Here is a 23,077-nt window from a genome sequence, read left to right as displayed (position 1 = left end):
AAATGGATAATTTAGATAAATTATTAGAAATTAAAAATGTAAGACCAACAGCAATGCGGTTGTTAGTCTTAAAATTTCTCTTTCAAAAGAAAGTAGCAGTAAGCCTTACGCACATCGAGGAATATTTCGACAATTCTGAAAGAACCACTTTGTATAGAACACTAAAGACCTTTGAAATAAATGGTATTGTCCATAAAATAGACGATGGCACAGGTACAACTAAATATGCTATGTGTGAAGAAAATTGCAATTGTGAATTGGAACAAGACCTGCATTTACATTTCCATTGTAATACCTGTAATGAGACCGTTTGTTTAACAGAACATAAAATTCCACATGTAAATTTACCAGAGGGCTTTATTGCAGAAGATGTAAACCTAGTTGTTAAGGGTATTTGTGACAAGTGTAGTGGGTAATTATTGCACTTCCGTTGCATACATAATATATTTAATTTTATAGAAATGTTACAAATAATAAATATTAAAAAAGAGAATGTAATTACAACAATAGCAACTGGGAAATTACATCAAAAAGATATTGAAAAAGTCTACCCTATTATACATACAATTCTTGATAAAGGATTAAAAATCCGGTGGTATTTTGAGATGCAAGATTTTGAGGACTGGAGTATCAATGGCTTTTGGGAAGACTTAAAAATGGATGCAGCCCACGAAAAAGAGTATGAGAAAATTGCAATAGTTTGTAAAGAAAAGTGGCAGGAATGGATAGCACGGTTTATGGAGCCTTTTACCAATGCCGAGATAAAATACTTTGACATAAAACAAAAAAGTATAGCGCAAAAATGGATTGAAAGTTAATAAAAATGGAATCATCGATAGTGCTTTAAAATTAAAAAAACAGAAATAAGTAAAAACGAAATATTTAAAGGTTTTTAAAACATGTATTAGGAGGGGATGCTAAATTTTGCTCAAGCTGTGGTACTGAAAAATAGATATCTAAAAAAGATCTAACTTTATTCACATTCATGAGCTTAACTTATAGGAATCAGATTTTATTGAAACTATATTTTAGTTAGGATGGAGTTATATTTATTTATGCTATTATTCAAAAAATAGGAAATGAATTTGAATTACATACCCTAGATGAAAAATACTTTTTTTCTTGATGATTTTATGATTAAAAAAACAATTATAATAATTTTAATTATGCTTTTAAATAAACGTATTTCAATATTTGATTTTATGAATACCATTAAGTTTGACATACTATTTATAGCTTGTTATGCTATTTTAGTTGGCTTTATGGATCAATATGGCTTTCTGTCCAAAATTTCAATCCCTATTGGGCTAACAGGTGTCTTTGGTACGGCCGTAGCACTCCTTTTAGGTTTTCGTACCAATCAGGCCTATGATCGCTGGTGGGAGGCTCGTATCACTTGGGGTGCTATAGTCAACGATTCACGCACCCTTGTAAGACAGACCATTTCATTTTATGATAAGTCAGATCTTCAATAAAAATTTTTTGTAAGCGAAATGGCTAACCGCCAAATCGTATGGTGCTATGCACTTGGCGAATCATTAAGAAACATTCGGTTTTCGACCAATGTGTCCAGCTATCTCAAATTTGAAGGTAGCACTGACCAAAACATCCCAAATGCAATTCTATTAAAACATTCCCAAGCATTGACAGATGAAAGAAACAGAAATATAGTCAACGAGTTTCAGCAAATTCAAATTGATAGTACAATAGTCAAACTTTGCGACTCTATGGGTAAATGTGAACGAATCAAAAACTGTTTTGACCCGGAAAATATACTTTTATTGTAAAAAGTAGAAGTCTAGCAGGACTTGTAGGAGAAAAAACCACTTTTAAATTTACAATTTTACCTAAATGGTACGAAACCAATTTAGCCTACTTATGCTATTTAATATTCGGAATTTCTTTTACCTATTACATAATACGATCCGTTAGAAAGAAAATCACTTTGGAAAGATTAAAATCAAAAATCGAAGCCAAAAAAACACAACAACTTTTAGAATTAGAAATTGAAAGATTAAAATTAAAACAAGATAAAGAAGAAATTTACAAGGATAAATTATCTCTGGAAGGAGATATTATTGGTAAAAGCAAGGAATTAGCCAATTACACCTTGCTATTGAGCCAAAAAAAGAATGCCTTTAATGATTTGCAGGATGATTTAAAACAATTAAGAGAGCTTCTTAAAAGTGAAGATTCCAGACGTAAAATAACCGAGATTTTTCAAAAACTCAATCAATATCGAATAGGAGAAGAATACATGGAAATTTTTGATGTTAATTTTGAAAAAATCAATCATGATTTCTTTAACAAATTAAAACAATTAGATCCCACAATAACTAAACGAGAATTGCGACTTTGTGCTTTTATAAAAATGAATTTAACCAACAAAGAGATTTCGCCACTACTTAACATCTCTACAAGAGGAGTTGAAACTGCACGATATAAAGTAAGGAAGAAATTAAATATTTTACATGAAGAAAACTTTACCGCTTTTTTAGAAAAAATCAACGAAGAACCTAAATAATATAGTTAATGACAGCTGATTTTTTTTAAGTGGAAAAAGAAAATTAAGTTTTGCCTTATAACTTCTTTATATATTTTAAAACTGAGATGATTTATGGAAACAAAATGATTTCTAGAGCACAAATGAAACTTAAAGTCTTTGAATATATTGAAATTTGGTACAACAGAAAAAGAAAATATTCTGCTTTAAATTATGCAACTATTATAGAATTTACTAATCAAATTAATTACAAAAATATAGCTTACATTAATGTACAGTTTTTATTTAAATATCCAATAGACGGCATGCTTTTTTTGCCGAGATAACTATTTTTTAATTTCAATTTTAACTTTTCCCTTAATTGTATTATTATTCAAATTAATACCACTATATACTCCAAAAACTTCATTTTCAGGATTCATTAAATAATATGTTTCTATGTATATGCTAGTCTTTTGTATATAGGATACACCTAACACTTCAAAATCTAAATATACATTTTGGCCTCTATTTAATAACTTCACAATGTCATTTTCAATTATTATATTAGGATCTCTAACTAAAATATTATAATTATGTGGGTCAATCGAGATTTCTAAAGAATATATATTTTTTTCGTTATTATCATAAAATGTTAATAGATACTGTCCAGATAAATTTGAAAATAATGAAGCAAAGGGACTTTTATTTGAAATTTTAGAAGAATGATTTGGGACATGACTTTCAACTATAATTCTCTCTCTCCTAAACTCCTGAGTAATTAAGGGGTTTACTTGACGGGTCGCAAATTCGTTTTCCATAGCCTGTTTGTCTTGAAACTTCTTTAGAATCATTTTTCCTGCAATCGCTCTATTATATTTATCAAAACCTGAATAAGTACCAACTAAATAATTTCGTTCTGTTGGTGTTGATTTTCCTATAAAAAAAGTAAAATTAGCCCCTTCTTTTTTAGTGTTGTTTACAATGAATTTAGTATGTATAAACATAAAATCTTCGCTTATTTTAATTGCTCCGAAGAAAATATATTCAGATTTGCTATTTTTCTCATCAAAATAAACAAATCGTAATTCTATATTACTCCAGTTATTGTAGATAATTAATTTTCCTTTGGTCATCTTTTGATCTTCTCCAAAGTAATATGCACAATAATAAAAGTCTTCGTTTGAGTGTGTTGCTTGTATTAGGGAAAATTGTTTTTCTAATTCTAACTCATCAATAACTTCAATTTTTAAAAACGACTTTATATCGTCATAACCCAAGTAATTAAAAAACAAATAATCACTAAAGTACTATAAGTCAGTGATTATCTAAAAAAATAGCTTTATAACGGCTAATCATTATATTTTAACATATTAATTTGTTAAAATATAATTAATAATAATATATTTATATTTGTTAAAAAGCGTTCTGATAAAGAAAAAAAACACAGTATACCCCCAAATCCTTTTAAATGAATACCAAAGTTTTAATATTAGAAAATCCTCCAATTGAACGTGGCTGGATAGGTCAGGAATTAACAAATACTAACTGCAACTACACAACTAAGTAATGGTTAAAATTTAATGTCGTATTTTGTTCCGAAATTTGTGAGGACAAAATTTAATTTTTCTTTGAGGTTTTCGAATGACTTATAAGCATCAAAAACTAACCATTGATATTTTATTCTTCGCCATAGAATTTCAATCAGATTTAACTCTGGAGAATAAGGTGGCAAAAAGTAAATTAAAACATCTTTTTCTTTCCATTGTTCTATTTTAGCCATAAACTTCTTTGATTTGTGTATGGGAGAATTGTCAAGAATTACAATGGTTTTTTTATTGGTTTGTTCCACAAATCCATTCATAAAACTGATGACTCTATCTGAATCAAAGGTTGTTTCAAGTATTTCGAAATAGAGTTTATTTTTACGTGTCATTAATCCAACTACATTCTGATATTTGCCTTTAGCAGCGGGTAACAAAATCGGGTTATCCTTTGTTTGCCAAGCATAAGGCACATTAGGAGAGAGTACAAAATGACTTTGGTCTCCAAAATATAAATCAATGTAACCGCTATCTTCCAAACTCTTTAACGTTTCTATTTGCTCTTGTTTAAATCGAAATTGCTCTTCGTTTCGTTTGCCTTTTAAAGAGAGCCTAGCTCTTTTCCATTTATAGCCCAGTAACTTTTAAAAAATTCTGCAATGTCTTTTTGCAGATTATGATATTGTGTTGCTCCTCAAAATAAATTAATACATTTTTTAAATTTCTATTGTGAAGTTCTAATTGCTTGGAAACATCTTCAGCATAGTCTTTTAAAAGAGTTTTCGCTCCTCTTCCCTCTGAAATAGCAAGAGAATCAACCCCGATTTTAGCCCAACTATCAAACCAACGTTCAATCGTTCTGCGACTGACTTTAAAAATAGAAGCCAAGTCTTTAATCTTGTGTCTTTGATGTGATAAAACAAGGCATTGACTACGTTTTCTAACGGTATTATTAGGGCTATTTTGATGAAGGTGTTCTAATACCTCAATCTCTTCTTTTTTTAGTGTTACATATCTCATAATGAGATAAATGTACAATTAATTTATATATTAACAACAAAATACGACATTATTTTATTCTAATTACTTAAAAGTGTCAAATTAATTGATGATTATAAAAATGAGTTAAATAGTTATCAACCTGATGTTATACTCTCAGGCTATTCTTTGTTGGATAGAAATGGAATAGAGGCACTACTAATTAGAAATAAATTATATCCCTCAATCATTTTTATACTTATTGCAGAAAAAATTACGATCGAAGATTGTGTTCAACTACTCAAACAAGGGGTGAACGACATTGTATTGAAACAGATGAACTCTTCTCTAGCGCAGAAAATTTCGAGAGCTCTAAAAGAAACAGTCTCAATAAAATGTAAAAGTCCGATTGAACAATTTGAAAAGGATAAGTTTTGGCAAAATGACTTAAAATACCATACTTTCATCGAAAATTGCATGGATGCTATAATTATTACAATAAAGGACGGACTAATACTTAAAGTCAATGCAGCTGCTTGTGTAATTTTTGAAATGACACAAGAAGAGATGTACAAATTAGGAGGATTCAGACTTGTTGACCATACGGACCCACGTTTACAACTATATTTAGAAGAGCGCAATATTACGGGACGTGCAAATGGTGAACTAAAATTCAAACGCAAAGATGGTAGTTCCTTTCCTTGCGAAATAACCTCTGTAGTATTTAAAAGCTTAGAAGGTAATGAAATGACTTTCACGGCAATTAAAGATTTAACTGAATATAAAAAGGTGCAACATGAATTAACTAGAGGCAAGCAAGAACTACAAGAAGCCCGAAATAGCCTCTATAAAATTATGGATGCTTCCACGGATATAATATGTTTTATCGATTCAGAAAAAAGGATTATCCAGATAAACGCAGCTTGCAAAGGTATTTGGGGATATGAACCGTATGAATTAGTAGGTGAAAAATATTATGACTTTATTCATCCAGAAGATATAGAAATAACATTTAATACTGATGAAAATTTCAGGAATGGCAATCCTGTGAAGATATTCGAAACCCGAATTATCCATAAAAACGGGACTATTGTGTACTTGCAGTTAACTGCTCAATGGCGTGAAGATGACAAATTGATTTATTGTACCGCCAAGGATATCTCCAATAAAAAAAACCTAGAGAAAGCATATGAAATTGAAAGGCAAAGGTTTTTGGATCTATATAATTTATCACCATCATGTATGGGAATTCTAAATGGAGCTGATCAAGTTTTTCAGATGGCCAATCCACCATATTTAAAATTAATTAACAAAAAAGACATCATCGGTAAAACAATAATGGAAGTCTTGCCTGAATTAAAATCTCAAGGTACTTTTGAACTTTTAAATGCCGTATACACTACAGGTGAACCACTCATTGCTAACGAAATGCTTTTCAAATTAGATTTACAAGGCGATGGAAATCTAGAAGATAATTATCTGAATTTTTTATTTCAGGCGCACCGAGACAATAACAACAAAATTAATGGTGTTTTATTTTTTATAATAGACGTAACTGAACAGGTATTATCCCGTATGAAAATTGAAGAAAGTGAAAAACTATACCGACAACTAATTAGAGAATTGCCAGTGGCGACCTACTCTTGCAATTCCGACGGAAAAATAACAATTTTTAATAAAGCAGCAGTTGAACTTTGGGGTAGAGAGCCAGAAATAGAATCCGATCTATGGTCAGGTGCCTGGAAAATTTTAAACGCTCATGGGGAACTGATACCTTCTAATTTATACCCTATGGCAATTGCATTAAAAGAAGGCACAATAATATCTAATACGGAGATCATTATTGAGCGACAAAATGGGGAGAAGCGCTTTGTTATTCCTTACATAGTACCGTATATTGACAAATCTGGCAAAATTACAGGTGCTGTGAATATGCTGACAGATATAACTGAAAGCAAAGCGGCTCAAAAGATATTAGAACAGCGTAACCAGGAATTGGCTGATTATAAATATGCGTTAGATCAATCAAGTATTGTAGGAATTACTGATGAAAAGGGAATAATCATACATGTAAATGATAATTTCTGTAGAATATCTAAATACAGCCGAGAAGAATTAATCGGACTAGATTACAAAATCTTCAATTCCGGCCATCACTCTAAAGAATACATAAGTAATCTTTGGGAAACAATAACTCATGGTAAAACTTGGAAAGGAGAATTTAAAAACAAAGCAAAGGATGGTAGTTATTATTGGGTCGATACAACCATTACTCCTTTTCTTAATGATAGAGGCAAGCCATACCAGTATGTTACCACCAGATTTGACATCACGGAACGTAAAAACGCAGAATTGAATCTTGAAATGCAAAATAAAGAGCTTCTCAAAATTAATAATGAATTAGACAGATTTGTATACAGTGTTTCCCATGATTTGCGCAGCCCATTAACTTCTATTCAAGGTCTTGTTTCAATTATCGAGGACGAAACGAACGAACCTGAAACACTAGAACATGCCCTGATGATAAAGAGTAGTATTAACCGTCTTGATGAATTCATCAGAAAAATTTTAAGTTATTCTCAAAACAAACGTACTGCTCTAGAAATTGAAACAATCCCAGTTAAAAAAACCATTCTAGATATTGTCGATTTGCTTCAAAATATGGCACAGGCCAAGGAAATTCATTTCGAAATTGAAATGCGTGAACACTCGACTTTTCACACAGATTTACAACGTTTCAATACCATAATAGAAAATGTTATATCGAATGCAATTAAATATCACAAACCTATCGATTCTCAGCGATTTATTAAAGTTATAGGAACTGTAACAGACAAAATACTTGAACTTAAAATATCTGATAACGGGATTGGAATCGAAACAAAGTACCAAGAGAAAATATTCGATATGTTCTTTCGCATATCAAGTAAATCACAAGGTTCTGGTATTGGTTTATATATTGTTAAAGACACTATAGAAAAATTGCAGGGATCTATACGTTTCCATTCACAAATCAATGTTGGTACAACATTTTATATAACTTTAAAAAATTTCACTTCATGATAGACCAAAAAATTAAATTTAAAAGAGTAATGTTAATCGACGATGATACTATTGACCTCTATATCGCTTCTAGAATAATTACAAATAATAATTTTGCAGAGAAAATTGACAAATATACTTCTGCTATAAAAGCCTTACTTTTTTTACAAGAAAACCAGGATAACTATGCTTTATTACCTGAAGTGATTTTTGTAGATATTTATATGCCCCTAATGACAGGATTTGAATTTATGGTCGAGTATGACAAACTATCTTCCGATTTTAAAAAACTATGTAAAGTCTATATCATTTCTTCCTCTATTGATGAAAATGATATTAAACGTGCAAATGAAGATTGTAATGTTATCGCGTTCCAAGTAAAAACTATTACAAAAGAATTTCTCAACAGCATTTTATAAAAATTTATTAAAATAAATTCTAATCTTTTTAGACAAACTACTCTGCACGACAAGTGCAGAGATTTGTTTTACCGCAGACTGAAAGTTCATTTTTCCCATTTCATTCGACGATAAAATTTGAATTATCATCTCCATCTTTTCTGCTACGATATCCTCTATATTAATTTACCATCTCTTTCCACGAGTAGAAATAAAAACAGTTACAAAACTGGGGAAAAAGGTCAAATTGACCACCTAAAAAACGACTACTCTTTTCATGTTGTTATCCCTTAAATTCGTTAAAAAAAAGACGCATTTATATCCAATAAATTAACAGAGATGATTGAAATTAGAAAAGCATTAAAGTTCCATTGCAGCGGTAAGAGTAAGCTCGTTATTAGCAATTATCTCTCGCTTTCCCGAAAATATATTGTCTTATTTGATGCTTTGCGATTAAATTCAGACGATCTTGAAAAGAAAACCGATACTGATTTAGAAGATTCATTTTAACAATCTACAATGGAATCTACCAATCCTAATCTGGAAAAACTCCATTCCTATTTTCCCAAAATGGAACGCGACTTGAAAAAAGTTGGCGTAACAGTGAAACATCTTTAGGAAGGATATTATAAAAAAAAACTAAATGGTTTAAAAAACTCTAAATTTAGGTATCACTTTAAAAATTAGAGCAAGCGGGTAAATCCCGTCATGCACATGAACTACAAGGCGGGCGATAAAATGTATGTGGATTATGCAGGAAAAACACTTTCAACAATAGATCAAGATTCTGGTGAAATTAAAGAATTAAAGTTCTTGTAGCGATTTTAGGAGCCAGTCACTACACATGCTACAGCTTCGATGAGCCAACAAAAGAAAATTTTGTGACTTCTGTAGAGAATACAATTCAGTTTTTTGGAGGTACACCATGTTTTGACCCCTATAAAACAAGAGTATTATTCTAAATTTCGATTATTAATTATGCGGTTAATTTTATAATTAATAACGTTTTTTAAAACAAGATTATCTACTCACAACTGCAATTGTTTCTTTATCATAAAATTTCATAACATTTAAAAATAATTACAAAAGACTACATTTCAATTCATTAAGTAATTTTACAAAAACTTAAAACATATAATTATGGGAACGAATAATCAAACTCCGCAGAACAACAAAAAAAATGGATCAGATAATCGAAGCGACATGAGAAAGCATCAATATAAAGACCATGATGAAGTTTTAACAAACGATGAAAATTATGACGTGGATACTCAAAAATTTAAAGGTGAAAAACCAGATTGGGATGATAAATTGACTAATGAGGAGCCAAAGTAATTTTTTTAAAATGTCCTAAAGATATCTTTGGGACATTTTTTATTATAATAAAACTAATTTAGAACGCAGCAAAGTATTGTAAAGAAAGTTCTCATGTTATTTTATCCTAATTTGATAAAATTCTATTTGATAAATCATAAACCGGAAGAGTTTACGCTGATAGCTTTTCAGTAAAGAGAAAATTTTATTATAAAAATCATTTATATTATTATTGATTTATCAAAATAATATCCTCAGAACTTTTCTAACCGTTTTCCATTCAGCTCACTTTATCACCACTCGGGCATAACATCTGGAATTTACGAGTAGTATTGAATAACAACTTAAAAAAAATAATCTATGGACTCACATACTAAAAATAATCCGTATCCGAAATTTGCTTTGATAATGGCAGTTTCATTTATTATAATGTATTTCATTATGTTCTTAAATGTTGCTGAAATTGATCACATTTATCATAGTTTAACACGTTTCTACATGACCACATTAATGATTTCAGCAATGGCAATAAGTATGCTTTTATTTATGTGGAAAATGTATCCTGACAAGACAATTAATTATGGAATTATTGTATTTGGAGCTATTACATTTTTTGGTACCTTATTTCTACTGAGAACGCAAACTCCAATCGGTGACGTACAATATATGAAAGCAATGATTCCACATCACTCATCAGCTATTTTAACCAGCAGCAATGTAAGATTTGAGGATGCCGAGGCTAAAAAATTAGCAGAGGACATAATAAAAGCTCAAGAAAGAGAAATTAAACAGATGAAAGAAATGATAAATCGTCTTGAACAGTAGTAAATTCACTTAATTCACCGTTGTGATTCATTATTACAGATTATAAAGTTCTTAATGTGACATTTGTTACTAAATAATTTACGTTACAAATAATTTTGATGATTAAGTCTTTGAGATTTTATTACCTGAAATTTACAACTTCAGATAATGGATCTTAAATATTAAATTGTATAAAAGTTAGACTTGTAGGCCTTTTATCCAATAGCAATACAATGTTGTTATAAATTATAACAACTAAATTTACTTTTATTGATACAATCTGTACTATTTTTGCACTCTGTTAAAATGATTATTATAAACGCTTTATAGAAAATGTCCCGATTAAAAAATACAGAATATGCCATCGTTGATATAGAAACAACCGGTGGATATGCGCATGGAAGTCGAATTACCGAAATTGCCATAATAATCCATGATGGATCAAAAATAATTGATCGGTATGAAACACTCGTAAATCCGCAGAAGGAAATACCGCTACCTATTTTTGCTCTCACCGGTATTAATAATGAACTCGTCAAAGACGCACCTATTTTTGACGATATTTCTGATAAAATTTGTGAAATGTTATCCGGGCGCATATTTGTTGCACATAATGTTAACTTCGACTATTCTTTTATCCGTCACGAACTTGAATCCTCAGGTTTAAAATGGGCTGCTAGAAAACTTTGTACTGTTCGTGCAGCAAGAAAAATATGTCCTGGATTGGTTTCATACAGTCTAGGAAGACTTTGTAATTCATTAGACATCCCTTTAAACAATCGACATCGTGCGGGCGGTGATGCTGATGCAACTACTATTCTGTTCACTAAATTGCTGGAATGGGATGAAGAGGGCATTTTATCAAAAATGATTAAAAACACAGCTGCAGACCAGCGGCTGCCTCCAAATTTGCCCTCTGAAGATTTTCAAAAATTACCAGAAAAACCTGGTGTCTATTACTTTTATAATCAAAGTAATAAGGTGATTTATGTAGGAAAGGCGGTAAATATAAAAAAACGTGTGGCATCGCACTTCAGCGGGAATAGCACTACAAAACAACGACAAAATTTTCTACGTGATATTTACTCTATTTCATTTGAGGAATGTGCAAACGAATTCATGGCTTTGATGCTCGAGTGCATCGAGATTAAAAACCTTTGGCCGACCTATAATAGAGCCTTAAAACGCTTCGAACCAAAATTTGCCCTCTATCACTATGAAGCACGAAATGGATATAAGTATCTAACCATTGGAAAACAAATTAATACCCAGAGCAGTATCCAGACCTTTAACAATGAATACGATGGAATAAACTTATTGAGAACATTAGCTGAGAAATTTGAAATTGATTATCGCTTTTGCAAATTTACTAGAGGAGAAGACGATGAAGTCCCCTACCACCATGTTGAGGAGCAATTACCAGAAGTGACCACTAGTAATATGCAGATCGACAAAGCACTTGACTTTATAATGAACAATAATACCAGTTATGCGATAATTGATAAGGGACGTTCACTGGAAGAACGAAGTTGTATTTGGGTTGAAAACGGGCACTTTTATGGTATGGGTTATTTACCTGTGGATATAGGGTTTAATGATCCGCAAGAAATAAAGAACTATGTCACTCCATATCGTAGCAATCATTACCTCATGCAATTAATCAATAGTTACATTACCAAATATCCTCGAAAAGTATTTTTTAATGGTGAACTGTAAAACATAAAATAATTGTCATTCAATAGCTAGGTCTTAAATATACCTTTAACAATATGTTCTGAAGAAGCTTCGCAAAAATCTAAACTGGAATAATCTGGGTTGAAACCACCCATATAGGGAACTGCCATTACATAGATATTGTGGTTACTAGCACCATATTAGTTAACAACTCGATAACTATCATTAACACTTATAACAGAAACATTGAGGTAATAATTCCCCTGATTATCCTCTTCTATTAGATTATTGCCCTTTTTGAAATTCTCGGTACCTACGGCCGCAGACTGAAACTTTAAGCGTGCGGGGCTAATTGCCTTTTGGCTCATTAAACTATTGAATGAAAAATCGTTATAAGATAGATGGGGCTGACCTATACAGTCGATAAAAGTATTATAGTACGTAGACTGACAATCCGTGTTTTCGTCGAAATAGGAATAAATTATACCTTCATCGACTTATGGCATTACACTACTATCATTTCCGACTGCGACAATAGAAAGAACTCCAGATTGATAGAGAGCCATTAATTCCACGCATGATTTTTAAGGGACAAAAGCAATCACAATATAAATCAACGGCATCAACACCGTTTGTAGGCGTTGCATATCCTCAGCCGAAAAATATTTTGCAGGGTGATTCATGGCAAAACTTAAAGTTGCCAACATCTCCTTCCAATAAATTGATTGCTGCCTTTTAATGGATTTTTCTGCCTCCAAAAATTCTGCCTTTAACAACTTGAAAGGGTCTACGCGAAGTCACATCTCCATCATATCAGCAACAAATTCCTCAAGTATCATCTCTTTTATTCTGGAATAAAGCTTTGGATCTTTCTCTCGAAAACTTTCGATAAAATTGTTTCTAAAGAGAAAATCCAATGAAAGAAACCCATCATTTTCTTTCTTATTTCTTTCAATTTGCTCCTCAGTTACTAAATAGTCTTCTTTAAGACGAGAGTCTTCTAAGTTAAAACGTACCGCAGGGAGAAATCCGCCTCTAGAATGCAAGACTAATTTTAAATTTTTACTTTCCTCATTCAAAACATATTTTACGCTACCATTTTCACACTTTTTAAATAAACCATTATGACGAGCTAACGTGCGCACTGCATCGATGGCATTTAAAGAAGCTCCCTTAATCGCGACTTCATGATTCATCGATAAAATCGAATTTAAATTCTAATTGAGCTAACAGGTTTATTAAAATACTCATTTCTTAAAATTTTATAATTTTTCGAGGAATTTCTATAACAAGCTGTATTACATTGTTTAGCAACTTTGTAAAAGTAAAATTAAATGTTTCACTTTTTAAAATTAAGCACTATGGAAAACAATGAAAATTATGGTAGTGACACTGGTAGAAGACCAATGCTTACCGGAATGTTCGCTGATCGCGAAAGTACAGAAAACGCATATAATGCCCTTCACGAGCGAGGGTACTCAAAAGACGACATTAATTTAGTAATGTCAGATGAAACGCGTAAGAAACATTATTCTGATGAGAATGATACTTCAGAGCTCGGAACAAAAGCTGCAGAGACAGCAGGAACTGGATCTGCTATTGGAGGAACAATTGGCGCTATCGTAGGTGTGATAGCTGCTATTGGAACCAGCGTAGTTATTCCAGGATTGGGTCTAATTGTTGCAGGCCCATTAGCTGCAGGACTTGCAGGTGCAGGTGCAGGCGGAATCACGGGGGGACTTATAGGAGCACTTGTTGGATCAGGTATTCCTGAGGATCGCGCTAAAATTTATGAATCTGGAATCAACGACGGTCACGTAGTTATGGGAGTACAACCTAGAAATGATGAAGACGCAGATTTTTTAGAGCAAAATTGGAGATCTAATCGTGGTCAAGATATTTACAGATAAGATAAGCTTAAAAAAATCAAAAAATACTCGTCGTATTTACGGCGGGTATTTTCTTTTAACAAACTTGTTTTAATGTTATCCGCACTATCTTATTCTACTGGAATAGGCAAGTAAACATCAAAAAAAGCACCTTCGTTCAAAACTACATTTGCAATGATAAAACCGTGCTGATTATCTACATTTTTTTACAATTGCTAGACCAATACCTGTGCCGTCATATTTTTCTTTACCTTGTAAGCGCTGAAACACATTAAATATTTTATCACCCTGAATTAAGGTGATAATCAATACATGTCTCCGATCGAGATATGCCATATTTGCGACTGGCCTACCCCCCTTAATAATCAGGAGTTTTAACTCCTATTGCAACTGGATGTATTAGTTCACTTAAATTCCGGCGATATCCGTCATTATAAATTTGAGAGTACTCCTTTACCCCAGAACAATTACATCCCAAATGAATAACTAAGTAAAACGGACATTATAATATACAGGCTTTGAGGCCAGTTTCCAGGAACTTCTAATGTAGTTTACCGTGCGCATTCGTTCACTCATTTAACCACATCTTTGAAGGAAATAAAACTGATTATATGACATACACAGATTATAAGAGTTATCGACAATCAACTATAAAATCTTTTCGTTCTGGTTGTTCTATTTTATTGTTTGCCAAAAGTTTACTGGCCTCGAAAATGATTTTTTTTAAAATTTCAAAATCACCTGGTTTGCGAATGTAGTAGTGTGCTCCATTATCATATAACTTGTTTATTACATCCAGATCGAAAGAGGTGGAAAATATTATAACGGGCATTTCTTTTAAAGAGTCAAGTTGCTTGATTTCTGACAAACACTCAAAACCCGATTTACGCGGCATATTTAAATCTAAAAATAAGACATCTGGCAAGTCTACTGATTCACACTTTAAAAAATCCATTAACACTACACCGTCCTTAACAACTGTTACATTAATTGAAAGTTCTAATTCATCGATCGCTTCTTGAAAAAACAGACAATCATCCATATCGTCATCAGCAAGTAAAAGTTTTCGCATAATTATTTTTTTTTAAAACCTATTATAAGAAATACCTAAAATAACGATAATGCTACTAACATTGTAATGATGATAGTACTAATTAAAATTAAGAAATTATATTTTGAATTACTGTGATATTTTTATTTTTTATATTAAACTTACCGTAAATCATATATTCATTATCGGTACTTTACAAAACAGATATAAGTTCTTGATTTTTTTTACCTGAGTACTAAGTAAGAAAATTACCTCTAATGAAAAAGTCGCTATTAAAAGAATTATCTAGATATATGAAAATTCACGAATTGGGCTATTAAATCAGTAAACTACTATATTTCAATTAACAAAACGCCACTAAATCTCATTAGTGTAATTCATATCATTGGGGCTAAACGGTTCTGCCGTAGCTTTCCTATAAATCCCAGGGAAATCAGCGCCCCGAAAATTATGCAGTCAATTTCCAAAATGATTTGAACATACTTGTACCTAGCTTAAGCATCTGATTCTTTCTCAACATGTGTACCTCTTCAATTCCCCCTAAGGTTCTTTTGGAGGACTCAAAATTTTTAAAATCAAAACCGTTTTGTATCCGCCATAGTATAAAACGATGATCCTGCTCAACAATAGTATTGAGATATTTAAATTGCCTAATGTTTATATTCGAAAATGATCGTTTGTTGTAACCCCTATTACGCTGATGTTAGAGCCGCTTTTGTCTATATTTATTACCTTTGGACGGCAGTTATTATTTATTGCTTTAATTAGGTGTCACTGCGCACTCATTCTTTGTCTTCTTTGACTCAGAAGAAAATATACCTTATTACCCAACTTATCAAAAGCCCGATATAAGTAATGCCAGACAAATTTTTCCTTTATATAAGTTTCATCAATTCGCCAGCTGGCGCCTACTCTATTCTTTCTCTTTTTGATTTGTGATTCAATCAAAAGTGCAAATTTAACAACCCAACGCTGAACCGTAGCATGATCAACTGCTATTCCACGCATTTTCACTATTTCTTCAACTTCCTTATAACTTGATGTAAATCTCAATTTTAAACAAACGGCCTGAAGAATAATAGCTTAGGAATAACAATGATCTTTGGTATTCATTTAATATCTTTTGAAGCTCTAAAGATAATAGTTATTAAACAGACGCGACAGAATCCTTACAAACTACTTCAGAAATGGTAATAGCTATACTACCTAAAAGCTTTTTCGCAATTATAATAGTTTTCTCATTACAAAACTCACAAAGAGCTATTCCTTTGGTTTTATTTGATCGAGTTATTCAAATATGTCGGATGAATATTCAAAATTTTAGCTAAATCTTATATTTTAAAATAAGTGTCCGTTTTAGCAGAAGTAATATCTTCTAAATGCATCTCAAGTTCATCTAAAAATATTTTCGTTATCTCGTCTGTTCTTTTATTCATATCTGGTTATATTGCCATTTAATTATTTTTATTCTAGAAGTGAGACAATCTAATCATTATAAAAAAAATTGAGTTTTAGGAAGTTAATTTTATAATTTTTTTATTTTAAAATAATTATAAAAGTTCTTCGCAGTAAAAACCTATTGCTGTTATCTTTTCGATAATTAAATGAGTACTATTTTTCTTAGTATCAATTCTTAGAATATTATCGCAGTCTTCTAAATCAAAATTCCAGTTAGTTTTATGGAAAATGCTGTTCAACATAGGTTCAACAATATCTATCTTATGAATAGTGTCTATATTTGTTTTAAATACTAAAATCATTTAGATTATTTTAATTTGTTTTCTAAAGTTCTCTATAAATTCTGAAACCAAAATGGCTCCTTTATCACCTTCTCCATGTACTCGAATCGAAACTTTATTTTCTTGGCTTTCTTTTTCGCCCGCGATAAGCATAAAGGGAATTTTCTGAGTTTCGGCATCTCTTATTTTTCGACCAATTTTTTCCTCCCGTTCATCGACTTCAATTTGTAAGTCGAATTCCTCGTTAATTTGAGTAGCAATTTTTTTACAGTACGATATGTATTTTGATGCAATAGGCAACAAAATTATTTTGGTTGGTGCGAGCCAAACGGGGAAATTTCCACCAGTATGTTCAATTAAAAGAGCAATAAAGCGTTCCATAGAGCCAAACAATGCACGATGAATCATTACGGGTCTGTGCTGCACATTGTCTATTCCCGTATAAGTCAAATCAAAATTTTCGGGCATCATATAATCCACCTGTATTGTGCCAATTTGCCATTTTCTTCCTATAGCATCTCGTATCATAAAATCTAATTTTGGACCATAAAATGCTGCTTCGCCTGCCTTGGTGGTGGTTTTCATTCCTCGCTCTTGGGTAGCTTCAATAATAGCATTCTCCGCTAGACTCCACATTTCGTCTGTGCCTAAATATTTTTCTTTATCAGTACTGTCTCGTAAAGAAATTTGGGTTTGAAAATCAGTAAATTCCAATTTTCCATAAACTAAATTCACCAAATCAATAACCTTCAAAAACTCTTCTTTGAGTTGATCTGGTCTACAGTAAATATGTGCATCATCTTGGGTAAAACCACGAACCCGAGTCAATCCGTGCAATTCACCACTTTTTTCATAGCGATATACCGTACCAAACTCTGCATATTTTATAGGCATTTCCTTGTAGCTTCTTTGTTTGGTAGTATATATTTTGCAATGATGTGGGCAATTCATTGGTTTCAGAAAAAACTCCTCGTTCTCAGCTGGTGTTTTTATAGGCTGAAATGCATCATGACCATATTTATCATAATGTCCAGAAGTAACATATAGCTCTTTTTTACCTATATGTGGGCTTGCCACATGCTGGTAGCCTGCCCTCATTTGTATTTTTTTAAGAAAGCCAATTAGATTTTGTCGTAAAGCTTCGCCTTTTGGAGCCCATAATGGCAACCCCATTCCTACTTGTTCGTCAAAATAGAACAGTTCTAATTCTTTACCTAATTTGCGGTGGTCTCGTTGTTTTGCTTTTTCTAAAGATTCTAGATACAAATCAAGTTCCGCTTTTTTAGGAAACGAAATCCCATAGACACGCGTTAGCATTTTATTTTTTTCGTTGGCACGCCAATACGCTCCAGAAATAGCAGTAAGCTTTACTGCTTTAATAAAGGAAGTGTTTGGTATATGAGGACCTGCACACAAATCTGTAAAGTTCCCTGTTTCGTAAAATGTAATTGACCCGGTAGATAAACCTTCAATTAATTCTAATTTATAAGGGTTGTAATGTTGCTTAAAAAAATCAATAGCCAATGTTTTTGCGACTTCTCTTCTATTGTTTAATGATTTTTTCTGGGCTAATTCCAGCATTTTGTTTTCGACTTTATTAAAATCAGCATTGGTAAATTTGCATTCGCCAAAATCAACATCATAATAAAATCCGTTATCTATTGCTGGACCCGTCCCGAGTTGAACGCCTGGATATAATTCTTGCAAAGCTGCTCCCAACAAATGCGCAGAAGTGTGCCAAAAAGCATTTTTGCCTTCGTCATCTTTCCAAGTCAGTAAGTTAACTTTAGCTTCATTTGGAATAGCATAATTTAAGTCAATAATTTGGCCGTTTACATTTGCCACAAGTACTTCTTTGGCTAAAGAAGTACTTATAGACTCTGCTACATCTTGGATAGAAACCGACTCTTGATGAAATGTTTTTTGAATATTTGAGGCTAATTTCAATGTAATCATAGTTGTTTTTTTGGTTTAAAAATTTTAACTTTCTGGATTGCAAAGCTTAAATGGGTCTTCGACTATATCGATGCAATACGTTATGTTTCTAAAAATTGCTTTCAGACAGTGTTTTTTTGAACTGATTCTACCTTAGGAGATACGATTAAGGTGTTTTTTCGAATTCCTGCTGTTTGTATTGATATGATAGCTATGTGAACATAATCAGAAGTTTTATTTTGTGTTTTTTATTCATTACAAACTGGTTTGAACTCACATGATATTGGACAAAATATAGTTCAATTTGCTAAACTTGATTCAGTCGTTGTCCAATAGGATACAGCAGCGTAATTTACACTGTCCCACATTAATCTATTTTTCAAATAATCCCTCAATTTATTAACAGTTTCATATTCAGCAGCTATGTAGATGTAAGTTTCATTTTCTTTTTTATCTCTCAGCAGAGTTTTTGAAATACTCGCTAGATAACTTCCTTTTTCAGGATGCGGGTTATGCAACCATCTAATTTGAGTTTCTGTTTTAGAAAGTAGTGGGATTTCATCTTTTGCACCGTAGACTTCTAGGAGGACCTCCGCTTTCACACCATCGGGTAGTTGTTCTAAAATGCAGCTAATGACCGGAAGTGCTGTATGATCACCTATAAGTATGTATCGGTCATATTTTGGGACAAGTGGTTTTATACCTTGTTTCATCGCAACTTTTAATTTGTCACCTGGTTTCGCTTTTGAAGCCCAGCTTGACGCAGGTCCATAATCTTCATGCAAGACAAAATCAATCTTTAGCTCGCGGTTGAATAAATCTATCTTTCGGTTGGTATAAGTTCTTACCTGCTCAATTGATTCTTCAACGCTACTACTTTTTTCTTCATTGGGAAGATGAATGTTATGCGTCCCTTGTGATGGTATGAACAGCTTATTATTAGAACCTTCTTTTACACTTTTAAGTTGTTCAACTAAACTTTCGGGAATATGAAAAGTAATTCTAAGGTAATGTGGTGTTATTAATTCCTGTTTTTTTACTGTATAAATATCTATTATCTTATTATTAATCTCCATTACTATATATTGTTAAGTTATTGAATAAGGTTATAATTTCAGTAAAATTAAAACTGGACGATTTTTACTAAATAGTGGATATTAATGTCTCAAATATGGCAAAATAGTTCGGCTACAGTATCTTCGTGATTTCTATTTCTAGTTTATAAATTTATTCTGTTTGAGTCTTTAAATACCTTATGGCAAAGTGTTTTCGTCAATTAACGTATCTTGAAAAGAACAGACATTATCATTAAATATTTTTAATTCAATTTCCCCCCGCATTAGTCAAGTTCCTGAAGTAAATCACCAAGGTCGAGTTCTTTAACTAACATGTTAATGGATCCGTCGGAGTCGTACGACCAAAGTTCCTTTGGTCTATCCCAATAAAGTTCTACACCATTACCGTCCGGATCATTCAGGTAAAGGGCTTGAGAAACTCCGTGGTCACTCGCACCAGTCATAGGATAATTTGCTATTCGAATTCGATGATAGATTTTGGCGAGTTCTTTCCTTGTAGGATAAAGAATAGCGGTGTGGTAAAGCCCGACGCCCTTCACGGGTGCGGGTGGCAATCCTGCACTATGCCAAGTATTGAGACCTATATGATGATGATAACCACCCGCTGATAGAAAAGCCGCCTGTTTCCCGTAGGTAGAAGTCAGTTCAAAACCTAATAAATCTTTATAAAAACTTAGTGAACGATCAAGGTCGGCTACCTTTAGATGCACGTGTCCTATCCTTGTATTTTTGGGAATTGTATATTTTTCTTTCATAGCGCAATGTGATTTCTTTAGTTTATTCAATCTATAAATAGCTATTTTTCTATGTGCTACTTAGCTTCGTTAAGCTTTAGGCTAAATCATTCTACTAGCACTTAAATGGAATGTAGGCTTTTAACTGTAAACCTTCGTTATAAATTGACGTACAGAAGTTGGTTTCCTATTTAAGAAATTAGACAAGGTATCGTCTTCTTTATCCATTGTTTGTTCCGCTAGAGCTGTACCCCACATAGTGAACATGCCAATATACATTTCTGGTACGCCAGCTTTTTCCATAATAGCTTTGAACTCATTAATATCTGGAGATGTGTACTTGACTTTTTTATTCAATACTTCAGAAATATCTTGAGCTATTGTATTAAAGCCAATGGATTCGGTATTGGTTAATGAATAGGTTTTATTTTTATGATCCTCTGTTGTTAAAACGTAGGCAGCAGCTTCGGCCAACTCTTCACGAAGTACCCAGCTTGCTTTTCCTTCTTCTGCAGGAAACAAAATGCTTTCGTTCTCGGCCACTTTATCGCCCACAAAAGCGAGTATCATTTCAGCATAAATACCATTTTGAAGAATGGTATAATCAATACCACTTTCTTTTAAACAGTTTTCAGTCTCGACGTGGGAATTTTGGAAATCTGCTATGGCTGAATTCTCAAAACCTGCTTTCCTAACAAAGGAAGTATATACAATGTGATTGACTTTTGCTTCCTTGGCCGCTTTTATTACATTTTTGTGATGTAATGTACGGTTTTCAATAGCTTCTCTATTGTTGCTGGATACCAACAATAATTTATCTACTCCTATAAAAGCCTCCACCATTGAACCGTGGTCGGTATAATCGCCTTCCTTAATATGTATTCCTTTTTCTTTTAAACTAATTGCTTTGGTAGCATCTCTCACTAAAACTGAAATTCCTTTAGGATTTACTCCTTTTTTTAATAAATGTTCAACTGCTTTTGCACCAAATTGACCGGTAGCTCCTGTTACTAATATCATATTTCTTTTTATTTAAATGTGTGTAAAAAATTAGTTCAAACTATAATTTTTATTTGTTCTGAAGTTTTTTGTGGCTTACATATGAAGTAATTAAAATTGCAAGAAAAACAATTCCTGCAACAACCTTATCCGCAGGGTCGCCTACTGCATAATGTGCTATAGAAGCCGATAGGAACATTATTGCGAAACCGATGTAAGCAGTCTCTTTTAATAATCTAACTGGCAGCCAAAGTAAAACTGCACCGATAAGTTTTGTAATTCCTAATTCAATCCGGAAATAATCCGGAAACCCTAAATGTGCCATTGATACTTTTACTTCAGGTTTGCCTAGGGTCTCAAACGCAATATATACCATCATAGCGGAAATAATTCCTGTCGTAATGTAATAGGTGATTTTTGTTGCTTTCATTTTTTTTTTTTTAAAATTTAATATTACAAAATTATGTATATTTACTAACTAAACCACAGTAGTTACCAAAATGTAAGTAGTAACCTTTTGGTTAGTGAATCTAAAAAAAGAATAATGAATAAGAATAAATTAGAGTATTCCCCTGTACAATGTACAAACCGTCTATCAGCAACAGAGGACGCTATATACGTTCTCGGAGGTAGATGGACTATAAGGGTTATGATTGCAATTTTAGGCGGACATAGAAGATTCAATGAGTTACAACGTGCCGTAAAAGGTATCTCCGCAAAAATGTTATCAAGTGAATTGAAGAAATTAGAAGTGAATTTATTGGTCGAAAGAACAGTATTTACAGATCAAATCCCTGTAATTGTAGAATATATTCCTACCGAATATAGTCAATCATTAAAAGACATAATTTCAGCTTTGGCTCAATGGGGAGAAAAGCATAAAACTAAAATCACGACTGATAATTAAATTAGGCTAATATTTGGTGATGACTACCATGGTCCTTGTTTCTGATATGCTTAGAAGTACTACTAATGGTCTTACGCAATACTATTATAATAGTTAATTCCCAAAGTACAGAAGATATGAAAAGTCAATTAATCCAGTCTATACAAAATCTGGAGAAAGTTATAAAGGAAGCAGGATATGAAAGTAAAAATATTGTGAGGTTAAACATTTATACAACTTCATCAGCGGAATTTTTTAATTGTTTTAATATTTTCCAGAATTGGATAACTAAACATCAGATAAAACAAGCAAGTACAGTATTGGAAATAACAAGTCTTTTTGAAACATTAAAAATAGAATTAGAAGCAACTGTAGTAAAATAGTATTTAATTAAGGCAAACAAGTTTTGAATTAAAAAAACGAATGCAATTTTAAATATAAATTGTTTTTATAATGAATTGAAACTCTTAACTGAAACAATGGTTGATAAAGGATTTCTAAAAGTATTAATCAAGAAATATTACTGATTAGT

General features: G+C 32.2%; 26 protein-coding genes and 2 pseudogenes. 14 read left to right on the top strand and 14 right to left on the bottom strand.

All coding sequences use genetic code 11. The annotated features are described in order from the left end of the window. The first annotated feature begins 2 nt into the window (after positions 1 to 2). From ACVEGE_RS15555 to ACVEGE_RS15535, 5 genes and pseudogenes are all read left to right on the top strand, one after another. Positions 3 to 416: a Fur family transcriptional regulator gene (locus ACVEGE_RS15555; protein WP_192501023.1), complete on the top strand. Its 414-nt coding sequence runs from the start codon at positions 3 to 5 to the stop codon at positions 414 to 416. Between the two features lie 45 nt (positions 417 to 461). Then, positions 462 to 818: a SpoIIAA family protein gene (locus ACVEGE_RS15550; RefSeq protein ID WP_192501022.1), complete on the top strand. Its 357-nt coding sequence runs from the start codon at positions 462 to 464 to the stop codon at positions 816 to 818. A gap of 285 nt (positions 819 to 1,103) precedes the next feature. Further along, positions 1,104 to 1,787, top strand: a pseudogene (locus ACVEGE_RS15545) (hypothetical protein). 158 nt (positions 1,788 to 1,945) lie between these two features. After that, positions 1,946 to 2,524, top strand: coding sequence for a helix-turn-helix transcriptional regulator (locus tag ACVEGE_RS15540; RefSeq protein WP_192501021.1), 579 nt, complete (start codon positions 1,946 to 1,948; stop codon positions 2,522 to 2,524). 50 nt (positions 2,525 to 2,574) lie between these two features. After that, a complete protein-coding gene (locus ACVEGE_RS15535; RefSeq protein ID WP_225738123.1) occupies positions 2,575 to 2,829 on the top strand; it encodes an IS3 family transposase in 255 nt (84 codons plus the stop codon). Here the strand turns inward: ACVEGE_RS15535 and ACVEGE_RS15530 are convergent, their stop codons facing one another. The 3 genes from ACVEGE_RS15530 to ACVEGE_RS15520 form a co-directional block, all read right to left on the bottom strand. After that, the gene (locus tag ACVEGE_RS15530; protein WP_192501019.1) at positions 2,830 to 3,762 is read right to left on the bottom strand and encodes a hypothetical protein; all 933 of its coding nucleotides are present in this window, start codon (positions 3,760 to 3,762) and stop codon (positions 2,830 to 2,832) included. A gap of 293 nt (positions 3,763 to 4,055) precedes the next feature. After that, complete coding sequence (locus tag ACVEGE_RS15525; protein WP_192501062.1) at positions 4,056 to 4,664, bottom strand: IS630 family transposase; 609 nt, start codon at positions 4,662 to 4,664, stop codon at positions 4,056 to 4,058. Further along, entirely contained in the window at positions 4,654 to 5,046 is a 393-nt protein-coding gene (locus ACVEGE_RS15520) for a helix-turn-helix domain-containing protein (RefSeq protein WP_173857669.1), read from the bottom strand. The genes ACVEGE_RS15525 and ACVEGE_RS15520 overlap by 11 nt, the downstream gene beginning before the upstream one ends. Positions 5,047 to 5,193: 147 nt before the next feature. On the opposite strand from ACVEGE_RS15520, the gene ACVEGE_RS15515 reads away from it, so the two are divergent. The 6 genes from ACVEGE_RS15515 to ACVEGE_RS15490 all read left to right on the top strand — a co-directional run bounded on the left by ACVEGE_RS15515 (position 5,194) and on the right by ACVEGE_RS15490 (position 12,278). After that, positions 5,194 to 8,067, top strand: a complete 2,874-nt coding sequence (locus tag ACVEGE_RS15515; RefSeq protein ID WP_192501018.1) for a PAS domain S-box protein — start codon at positions 5,194 to 5,196, stop codon at positions 8,065 to 8,067. Next, complete coding sequence (locus ACVEGE_RS15510; protein WP_192501017.1) at positions 8,064 to 8,465, top strand: response regulator; 402 nt, start codon at positions 8,064 to 8,066, stop codon at positions 8,463 to 8,465. The genes ACVEGE_RS15515 and ACVEGE_RS15510 overlap by 4 nt, the downstream gene beginning before the upstream one ends. Before the next feature lie 318 nt (positions 8,466 to 8,783). Next, positions 8,784 to 8,954, top strand: a complete 171-nt coding sequence (locus ACVEGE_RS15505) for a hypothetical protein (RefSeq protein ID WP_192501016.1) — start codon at positions 8,784 to 8,786, stop codon at positions 8,952 to 8,954. A gap of 630 nt (positions 8,955 to 9,584) precedes the next feature. Further along, positions 9,585 to 9,779, top strand: coding sequence for a hypothetical protein (locus ACVEGE_RS15500; RefSeq protein WP_192501015.1), 195 nt, complete (start codon positions 9,585 to 9,587; stop codon positions 9,777 to 9,779). Between the two features lie 339 nt (positions 9,780 to 10,118). Beyond that, positions 10,119 to 10,583, top strand: coding sequence for a DUF305 domain-containing protein (locus tag ACVEGE_RS15495; protein WP_192501014.1), 465 nt, complete (start codon positions 10,119 to 10,121; stop codon positions 10,581 to 10,583). 312 nt (positions 10,584 to 10,895) lie between these two features. Then, positions 10,896 to 12,278, top strand: coding sequence for an exonuclease domain-containing protein (locus tag ACVEGE_RS15490; protein ID WP_192501013.1), 1,383 nt, complete (start codon positions 10,896 to 10,898; stop codon positions 12,276 to 12,278). A 542-nt stretch (positions 12,279 to 12,820) separates the two neighbouring features. Here the strand turns inward: ACVEGE_RS15490 and ACVEGE_RS15485 are convergent. Further along, entirely contained in the window at positions 12,821 to 12,994 is a 174-nt protein-coding gene (locus ACVEGE_RS15485; RefSeq protein WP_192501012.1) for a hypothetical protein, read from the bottom strand. 39 nt (positions 12,995 to 13,033) lie between these two features. After that, a complete protein-coding gene (locus ACVEGE_RS15480) occupies positions 13,034 to 13,432 on the bottom strand; it encodes a hypothetical protein (RefSeq protein WP_192501011.1) in 399 nt (132 codons plus the stop codon). A gap of 165 nt (positions 13,433 to 13,597) precedes the next feature. On the opposite strand from ACVEGE_RS15480, the gene ACVEGE_RS15475 reads away from it, so the two are divergent. Further along, positions 13,598 to 14,146, top strand: a complete 549-nt coding sequence (locus ACVEGE_RS15475; protein WP_225738121.1) for a hypothetical protein — start codon at positions 13,598 to 13,600, stop codon at positions 14,144 to 14,146. Positions 14,147 to 14,759: 613 nt separating this feature from the next. Here the strand turns inward: ACVEGE_RS15475 and ACVEGE_RS15470 are convergent. From ACVEGE_RS15470 to ACVEGE_RS15430, 9 genes are all read right to left on the bottom strand, one after another. After that, complete coding sequence (locus tag ACVEGE_RS15470) at positions 14,760 to 15,197, bottom strand: response regulator (RefSeq protein ID WP_192501010.1); 438 nt, start codon at positions 15,195 to 15,197, stop codon at positions 14,760 to 14,762. A gap of 427 nt (positions 15,198 to 15,624) precedes the next feature. Continuing rightward, positions 15,625 to 15,831 carry a DDE-type integrase/transposase/recombinase gene (locus tag ACVEGE_RS15465; RefSeq protein ID WP_458008654.1) on the bottom strand — a complete coding sequence of 69 codons (207 nt, stop codon included), beginning with the start codon at positions 15,829 to 15,831 and terminating at the stop codon, positions 15,625 to 15,627. 116 nt (positions 15,832 to 15,947) lie between these two features. Further along, complete coding sequence (locus tag ACVEGE_RS15460) at positions 15,948 to 16,229, bottom strand: DDE-type integrase/transposase/recombinase (RefSeq protein ID WP_370566982.1); 282 nt, start codon at positions 16,227 to 16,229, stop codon at positions 15,948 to 15,950. A 497-nt stretch (positions 16,230 to 16,726) separates the two neighbouring features. Beyond that, entirely contained in the window at positions 16,727 to 16,936 is a 210-nt protein-coding gene (locus ACVEGE_RS15455; protein WP_108735523.1) for a hypothetical protein, read from the bottom strand. Next, positions 16,937 to 18,871, bottom strand: coding sequence for a threonine--tRNA ligase (gene thrS, locus ACVEGE_RS15450; RefSeq protein WP_192501009.1), 1,935 nt, complete (start codon positions 18,869 to 18,871; stop codon positions 16,937 to 16,939). A gap of 278 nt (positions 18,872 to 19,149) precedes the next feature. Then, positions 19,150 to 19,926, bottom strand: coding sequence for a siderophore-interacting protein (locus ACVEGE_RS15445; RefSeq protein WP_192501008.1), 777 nt, complete (start codon positions 19,924 to 19,926; stop codon positions 19,150 to 19,152). A 263-nt stretch (positions 19,927 to 20,189) separates the two neighbouring features. After that, on the bottom strand, positions 20,190 to 20,681 hold the full coding sequence (locus ACVEGE_RS15440; RefSeq protein ID WP_192501007.1) for a VOC family protein: 492 nt from the start codon (positions 20,679 to 20,681) through the stop codon (positions 20,190 to 20,192). Positions 20,682 to 20,801: 120 nt separating this feature from the next. Continuing rightward, positions 20,802 to 21,680: an SDR family oxidoreductase gene (locus ACVEGE_RS15435; RefSeq protein ID WP_192501006.1), complete on the bottom strand. Its 879-nt coding sequence runs from the start codon at positions 21,678 to 21,680 to the stop codon at positions 20,802 to 20,804. Between the two features lie 49 nt (positions 21,681 to 21,729). Continuing rightward, the gene (locus tag ACVEGE_RS15430; RefSeq protein WP_192501005.1) at positions 21,730 to 22,089 is read right to left on the bottom strand and encodes a DoxX family protein; all 360 of its coding nucleotides are present in this window, start codon (positions 22,087 to 22,089) and stop codon (positions 21,730 to 21,732) included. Between the two features lie 219 nt (positions 22,090 to 22,308). On the opposite strand from ACVEGE_RS15430, the gene ACVEGE_RS15425 reads away from it, so the two are divergent. Together ACVEGE_RS15425 and ACVEGE_RS15420 are read left to right on the top strand one after the other, a co-directional pair. Continuing rightward, positions 22,309 to 22,566 (top strand): winged helix-turn-helix transcriptional regulator, encoded by a 258-nt coding sequence (locus tag ACVEGE_RS15425; protein ID WP_225738120.1) that lies wholly within the window; start codon positions 22,309 to 22,311, stop codon positions 22,564 to 22,566. A gap of 104 nt (positions 22,567 to 22,670) precedes the next feature. Then, positions 22,671 to 22,928: pseudogene (locus tag ACVEGE_RS15420) on the top strand (RidA family protein); the annotation flags it as partial. Between the last annotated feature and the right edge of the window lie 149 nt (positions 22,929 to 23,077).

Source organism: Flavobacterium sp. PL002, from assembly GCF_054165825.1.
Note: the sequence above shows the minus strand (reverse complement) of the source record. Positions and strands in the feature narration are given on the sequence as shown.